This is a genomic window from Staphylococcus sp. GDX8P80P (assembly GCF_017893095.1).
GTDB classification, from domain to species: Bacteria; Bacillota; Bacilli; order Staphylococcales; family Staphylococcaceae; genus Staphylococcus; species Staphylococcus borealis.
This window is the reverse complement of record NZ_JAESMI010000041.1, coordinates 21,441-28,701: the sequence shown is the minus strand read 5'-3', so window position 1 is coordinate 28,701 and position 7,261 is coordinate 21,441. Positions and strand designations below refer to the sequence as shown.

The following is a 7,261-nucleotide window of genomic DNA, read 5'->3' as shown; positions in this document are numbered from 1 at the left end:
CATTTCTCTTAGAACCAAAAACTCTCGACTAGTTTAACTAATCGAGAGCATATATATAATTAATATTCTTGTTGAGGGAGTCAACAGAGTTATTAATTATTTGAATTTACGTTTACGTGCAGCTTCTGATTTCTTTTTACGTTTTACGCTTGGTTTTTCGTAAAATTCACGTTTACGTACTTCTTGGATAGTACCACTTTTAGATACTGAACGTTTAAATCTACGTAATGCATCTTCAAGTGATTCATTTTTACGTACTACTGTTTTAGACATCTGTATTTCCCTCCCTCCAAATATCAACGGAACTTTAAAGTCAATACATAGTAATATACAACTATGCTTTACTTAGTATAATATATGAATTTATTATGGTCAATTCCAAATTATTATAATTTTTAAAAATTATAATAATACGCCTTCTTCAGACTTGTTTGTTGCGTGTTCTACGATTCTAACAACTTTACCTGTATTAATTGGATAATCAGCTTTAACGATTTTTACTTTTACAATTTGTCCGATTAAAGAATCATTACCCTCAAATTGAACTTTCATATAGTTGTCAGCGTAACCAACTAATGTGCCTTCTACTTCGCCAGCTTCTTCAGGAATCACTTCTAAAACTTCATCTTCAAATTTAGATGCATATTCTTTAGCTAATTGATCACTTAACGCGATTAATTTGTGCACACGGTCATTTTTGATAGATTCATCAATTTGATCATCCATACGCGCAGCAGGCGTACCAATTCTAGCTGAATATGGAAAAACGTGTAATTCAGAGAATTTATGTTTAACAATAAAGTCATAAGTTTCTTGGAATTCCTCTTCTGTTTCTCCTGGAAATCCTACAATTACATCACTTGTAACAGCTAAATCAGGTAACGCATCATGTAATTTTGTGATTCTCTCTGAAAAATGTTCCATAGTATATTTACGTCTCATTCGTTTTAATACAGTATCAGAACCGGATTGTAATGGAACATGTAAATGTCTAACAACTTTATTTGAACGTTTTAAAACATCAATAACTTCATCAGTTAATTGGCTAGCTTCAATAGATGAAATTCTAATTCGTTCAAGACCATCAATTTCTTCTAAATCACGAAGTAACTGTGCTAAATTATAATCTTTTAAATCTTGACCATAACCACCAGTATGAATTCCAGTTAAAACAATTTCTTTATAGCCAGCATTAACTAATTGTGTAGCTTGTTCAACCACTTTTTCAGGATCACGTGAACGCATTAATCCACGAGCCCATGGTATGATACAAAATGTACAGAAATTATTGCACCCTTCTTGGATCTTTAGTGAAGCTCTTGTTCTATCTGTAAAATATGGTACATCTAATTCTTCATATGTACGATTTTTCATAATATTACCAACACCATTAATTGGTTGGCGTTCTTCTCTAAATTGTTGGATGTAGTCTAATAATTTGTGTCTATCTTGCGTGCCTACCACTACGTCTACACCAGGAATTTCCATAATTTCTGCAGAAGATGTTTGCGCATAACACCCAGTTACACATACAACTGCATCAGGATTTTGTCGAATTGCTCTTCTAATAATTTGTCTACTTTTTTTATCTCCAGTATTTGTTACTGTACAAGTGTTGATTACGAAGACGTCTGCATTCGTTTCAAAATCAACTCTATCGTAATCAGCGTCTTTAAATAATTGCCAAATTGCTTCAGTTTCATAATGGTTTACTTTGCAACCTAATGTGTGAAACGCAACTGTTGACATAATATTCACCCCATTAATTCATTTTCATAACTGATAGCACTTAAAGCATAAAGTGGCGCCGTTTCTGCCCGTAAAATTCGAGGTCCTAAGCCAACATTAACACTCGTTTCTTTAAGCAGAGAGATTTCTTTCTCTGAAAAGCCACCTTCAGGACCAAATATTAATAAAATACGATCGTTAGTCTTAAATTTTTCCAAGGTTTCTTTAAAAAGACTAACTTCACCACGTTTTGCTTCATCTTCATATGCTAACAAAATATAGTCATAATGATTTATAGTATCACAAATTTCATTTAAATTCGACTTAAAATTGATTTTAGGAATAATTAAACGGTAGCTTTGTTCAGCTGCTTCTTTAATTATCTTTTGCCAACGTTCTAATTTTTTTTGAACTTTATTTGAATTAAGTTTGACTACAGATCTGTCCATTTCTACAGCTATGAAACTATCAGCACCTAATTCTGTTGCTTTTTGAATTAACCATTCATATTTGTCTGCTTTGATTAAGCCACTACATATAGTAACTTGTACAGGTAACTCTGAATTGATATCAATGTGCTCAATCAATTTAATTTCAATTGATTCATTCTCAACAGTAATGATTTCCGATTTAAACACGGTTTTATCTTTAAACGTTACAATAATCTGGTTACCAACTGTATTTCTCATCACATTAGTAATATGATGTATATCTTCCTTATTTGTTATAAAAAAACGCTGACTGTCATCAGCGTTTTGATCGATAAAGTATCTTTGCAAATTATTCACTCACTTTCTGACCTACAATACATACCCAACCATTGTCATGATTTACTGATATAATATCAAATCCTACATGTTCCATTTGATTTAATATTTGTTCATGCTTTTCCTCTATAATTCCTGATGTTATAAAATAACCATCTTCATTTAGAGTATTATAAGCATCTTCAATCATATCTTCAATAATATGAGCTAAAATGTTTGCAATAACAATATCAAATTTTTCTGTTTCATTTTTCAATAAGTTTCCTGGTACAGCTTCAATTGCATCTTCACAATGATTTTTAGCAAAGTTTTCTTTAGCAACGTTAACAGCTAACTCATCAATATCCAGAGCTTTAATCCGTTTTACTCCAAGTAAATGACTGGCAATACTTAAAATACCTGAACCTGTTCCAACATCAATAACGGAATGATCTGGTTCAACGTAGGTTTCAATTGCTTTAAGACACATGCTTGTGGTTGGATGATCTCCAGTTCCAAATGCCATGCCTGGGTCTAATTCAATACACATTTCAGAAGTATCTTCTTTAGTGTATTGTTCCCAACTTGGAACAATTGTGAATTTTTCTGATGCTCTAAAGGGATGGAAATAATTTTTCCATTCATTTTCCCAATCTACTTCAGCAATTGTTTTCTCAGAAAAATCCAATACAGATGAATCAATATTTTCAAGTTTTGTAACATCTGTTTTAATTTTATTTCTTAGAGATTCATCAAACTTTAATTCGTTGAAATAAGCCTTTAATCGAACCCCTTTTTCAGGATAATCTTCTTGTTTCAGTTCATAAATTTCGCCGAATTTATCGGCAGGCTGATTAATTAAATCATTAGAATCTTCAATTACAACGCCGTTTGATCCATAATTTTCTAATATATCAGTAACTAAAGGTTCAACTTCATGGTTTACAACAATCGAAAGTTCTGTCCAGTTCATTTAGTTATTCTCCTTTAAAGAATTTGCGTGCTCTATCTTTAAAATTAGATGGCTGTTCTTCAATTGACTCACCATTTAATTCAGCAAACTCTCTCATAATTTCTTTTTGTCTATCTGTTAATTTTGTAGGTGTAACTACTTTAATATTAACAAATAAATCACCATGACCATATCCATGAACATTTTTAACACCTTTATCTTTTAAGCGGAATTGCTTACCAGTTTGAGTGCCAGAAGGAATAGTTAACATTACGTTTCCGTTAAGTGTAGGAACTTTTATTTCATCACCAAGTGCTGCTTGTGGGAAACTAACATTAAGTTTGTAATAAAGATCGTCACCATCACGTTCAAATTTGTCAGACGGTTTTACTCTAAATACGACATACAAGTCACCATGAGGTCCGCCGTTTTCTCCTGGTGTTCCTTCACCGGCAAGTCTGATTTGTTGGTCGTTATCTACACCTTCAGGTACAGTTACTTCTAATTTAACTGTTTTATTTTCGGTACCTTTACCATGACAAGTTGGACATGGTTCTTCGAATTCTTGACCTGTTCCATCACATTTTGGACATGTTTGTTGCGTGCGTACACGGCCTAAAATTGTATTTTGTTCAACTGATACGTGACCTGCGCCGTTACAATAACTACATGTTTTTTTACTAGTACCTGGTTTAGCACCATCACCATTACATGTATGGCATGTCACATCTTTACGAATTGAGATTTCTTTCTTAGTTCCAAAGACAGCTTCTTCAAATTCTAGAGTCATCGTATATTGTAAATCGTCACCTTTTCTAGGTGCATTAGGATCTCTTTGACGTGAACCACCAAAGAATGAGCTAAAGATGTCTTCAAATCCACCTCCGCCAAATCCACTAAAGTCTTGGCCGCTAAATCCTTGGCCACCAAAACCACCTTGAGGTCCATCATGGCCAAATTGGTCATAATTTGCTCTTTTATTATCGTCGCTTAGAACTTCGTAAGCTTCTGAAATCTCTTTGAATTTTTCATCTGCACCCTCTTCTTTATTGATATCAGGGTGATATTTTTTTGATAATTTGCGATATGCTTTTTTGATTTCATCTTTAGATGCACTTTTACTTACACCTAAGACTTCATAATAGTCTCTTTTAGCCACGACCATCTCTCCTTAACTTAATTATTTAATATGTTTAAAAGAACGAAGTTATAAAAGAAAAAGTCAAAGCCAATGTTCAATTGACTTTGACTTTTTGGCTCACATTCATAATAGTTTGCTAATATAAGCATACACTATAAACGCTTAGCAATTATTTTTTATCTTCATCATCTTTAACTTCTTTAAATTCAGCATCTTCAACATTACTATCGTTTTGAGTTTGTTGAGCACCATCTTGTGCTTGTTGCTGAGCTTGTTGAGCTTGTTGATATACTTTTGCTGATAAATCTTGAATTACTTTTTCAAGTTCTTCTTTTTTCGCTTTAATATCTTCGATGTCTTGTCCTTCAAGCGCAGATTTTAAAGCATCTTTTTTGCTTTCCGCATTAGATTTATCTTCTTCACTAATATTGTCGCCAAGGTCAGTAATTGTTTTTTCAACTTGGAATACTAAGCTATCTGCTTCATTTCTTAAATCTACTTCTTCACGACGTTTTTTATCTGCTTCAGCGTTTTCTTCGGCATCTTTAACCATACGATCGATTTCTTCATCAGAAAGCGCAGAGCTTGATTGAATAGTAATATTTTGTTCTTTATTAGTACCTAAGTCTTTCGCAGTAACATTTACGATACCATTTTTATCAATATCAAATGTTACTTCGATTTGTGGAACACCACGTGGAGCTGGTGGAATATCAGTTAATTGGAATCTTCCTAATGTTTTGTTATCAGCTGCCATTGGACGTTCACCTTGTAATACGTGAATATCTACTGCTGGTTGGTTATCAGCTGCAGTTGAATAAACTTGAGATTTTGAAGTTGGAATTGTAGTATTACGTTCAATTAACGTATTCATACGTCCACCCATAATTTCAATACCTAATGATAATGGTGTTACGTCTAATAATACAACATCTTTAACATCACCAGTGATAACGCCACCTTGAATCGCAGCACCCATTGCTACAACTTCATCTGGGTTTACACCTTTATGAGGATCTTTACCGATTTCTTTTTTTACAGCTTCTTGAACTGCTGGAATACGTGTTGAACCACCAACAAGAATAACTTCATCAATTTCAGAAGTAGATAAACCAGCGTCTTTTAATGCTTGACGAGTTGGTTCCATAGTTCTTCTGATTAATGAATCAGCTAATTCTTCAAATTTAGAACGAGTAAGGCTAATTTCTAAGTGTAATGGACCACTTTCACCAGCTGAAATAAATGGTAATGAAATTTGAGTTTGTGAAACGCCAGATAAGTCTTTTTTAGCTTTTTCAGCAGCGTCTTTCAAACGTTGTAATGCCATTTTATCTTGAGATAAATCTACGCCGTTTTCTTTTTTAAATTCAGACACTAGGTAGTCAATAATTACTTGGTCAAAGTCATCACCGCCGAGTTTATTGTCACCAGCAGTTGATAGTACTTCGAATACACCGTCACCTAATTCAAGGATAGATACGTCAAACGTACCGCCACCTAAGTCGAATACTAATACTTTTTGGTCTTGATCAGTTTTATCTAAACCATATGCTAATGCTGCAGCAGTAGGTTCGTTAATAATACGTTCAACTTCTAAACCAGCAATTTTACCAGCATCTTTAGTTGCTTGACGTTCAGCATCATTGAAATATGCAGGAACTGTAATAACAGCTTTATCTACTTTATCGCCTAAATAACTTTCAGCAGTGTTTTTAAGGTTTTGTAATACCATAGCTGAAATTTCTTGAGGTGTATAAGATTTACCTTCAATATCTACTTTGTAGTCAGTACCCATATGACGTTTAATTGATTGAACAGTATTTGGATTAGTGATACCTTGACGTTTTGCTACTTCACCAACTTGTGTTTCACCATTTTTAAATGCTACAACTGATGGTGTTGTTCTAGCACCTTCTGGGTTTTGAATTACTTTTGGTTCATCGCCTTCTAATACAGCTACACATGAATTTGTTGTACCTAAGTCAATACCGATTACTTTACTCATAATAAAATTCCTCCAATTTTAAAAATTTTGATATATGGTATTTTCGTCAATTTATTGATTTACTTTTACCATTGATGGTCTTAATACTCTATCTTTTAACTTATAACCTTTTTGTAATTCTTGAGTAATATCACCAGATTTGAAATCTGGATTATCATCTTGAACTACTGCTTGGTGGAAGTTAGGGTCAAAAGCTTGACCTTTTGTTTCAATTTCTTCTAAACCATTATCTTTAAGTGCTCTTAGTAAACTTTCGTGTACCATTTGAACACCTTTTTGAAGTGATTTAAATGATTCATCATCACCTTCAATTTGTAGTGCGCGTTCAATATTATCAATCGTTGGTAAAATATCCGTTAAAACACGTTGAGATTGATAAGTTTTATTTGTTTCATTTTCTTTCTGAATTCGTCTTTTATAATTTTCGAATTCAGCGTATAATCTTAAATATTTTTCTTCATTTTCATTAGCTTTTAATTGTAATTGCTGAATTTCTTCATCTTTAGGATCAACTGCAGTTTCTTCAGAACTTTCTTCGTTCGAACTGTCGTTAGATGAATTATCACTATCAGAAGTAGTATCTTCAACATTTTCAACTGTTGATGTGTCTTCATTCTTTACTTCTTGTTCTTCAGTATATTCAGAATTACTTTTTACTGATTCATCTTTTTCTGTCATTTTTTACCCTC

Annotated in this window: 7 protein-coding genes; all 7 read right to left on the bottom strand. The window is 33.0% G+C overall.

Features of this window, described 5'->3' with window-relative positions; all coding sequences use genetic code 11:
- Positions 1-96: 96 nt before the first annotated feature.
- Positions 97-273, bottom strand: coding sequence for a 30S ribosomal protein S21 (rpsU, locus tag KA858_RS05175; protein ID WP_000048060.1), 177 nt, complete (start codon positions 271-273; stop codon positions 97-99).
- A 129-nt stretch (positions 274-402) separates the two neighbouring features.
- Positions 403-1,749, bottom strand: a complete 1,347-nt coding sequence (mtaB, locus tag KA858_RS05170) for a tRNA (N(6)-L-threonylcarbamoyladenosine(37)-C(2))-methylthiotransferase MtaB (RefSeq protein ID WP_053029524.1) — start codon at positions 1,747-1,749, stop codon at positions 403-405.
- Between the two features lie 5 nt (positions 1,750-1,754).
- Positions 1,755-2,507, bottom strand: coding sequence for a 16S rRNA (uracil(1498)-N(3))-methyltransferase (locus KA858_RS05165; RefSeq protein ID WP_245342035.1), 753 nt, complete (start codon positions 2,505-2,507; stop codon positions 1,755-1,757).
- Position 2,508: 1 nt separating this feature from the next.
- The gene (gene prmA / locus KA858_RS05160; RefSeq protein WP_210135183.1) at positions 2,509-3,447 is read right to left on the bottom strand and encodes a 50S ribosomal protein L11 methyltransferase; all 939 of its coding nucleotides are present in this window, start codon (positions 3,445-3,447) and stop codon (positions 2,509-2,511) included.
- A 4-nt stretch (positions 3,448-3,451) separates the two neighbouring features.
- Positions 3,452-4,585 (bottom strand): molecular chaperone DnaJ, encoded by a 1,134-nt coding sequence (dnaJ, locus tag KA858_RS05155; RefSeq protein ID WP_107629545.1) that lies wholly within the window; start codon positions 4,583-4,585, stop codon positions 3,452-3,454.
- A 151-nt stretch (positions 4,586-4,736) separates the two neighbouring features.
- Positions 4,737-6,572: a molecular chaperone DnaK gene (gene dnaK / locus KA858_RS05150; protein WP_210135182.1), complete on the bottom strand. Its 1,836-nt coding sequence runs from the start codon at positions 6,570-6,572 to the stop codon at positions 4,737-4,739.
- Between the two features lie 51 nt (positions 6,573-6,623).
- The gene (grpE, locus tag KA858_RS05145) at positions 6,624-7,250 is read right to left on the bottom strand and encodes a nucleotide exchange factor GrpE (RefSeq protein WP_210135181.1); all 627 of its coding nucleotides are present in this window, start codon (positions 7,248-7,250) and stop codon (positions 6,624-6,626) included.
- Positions 7,251-7,261 lie beyond the last annotated feature (11 nt).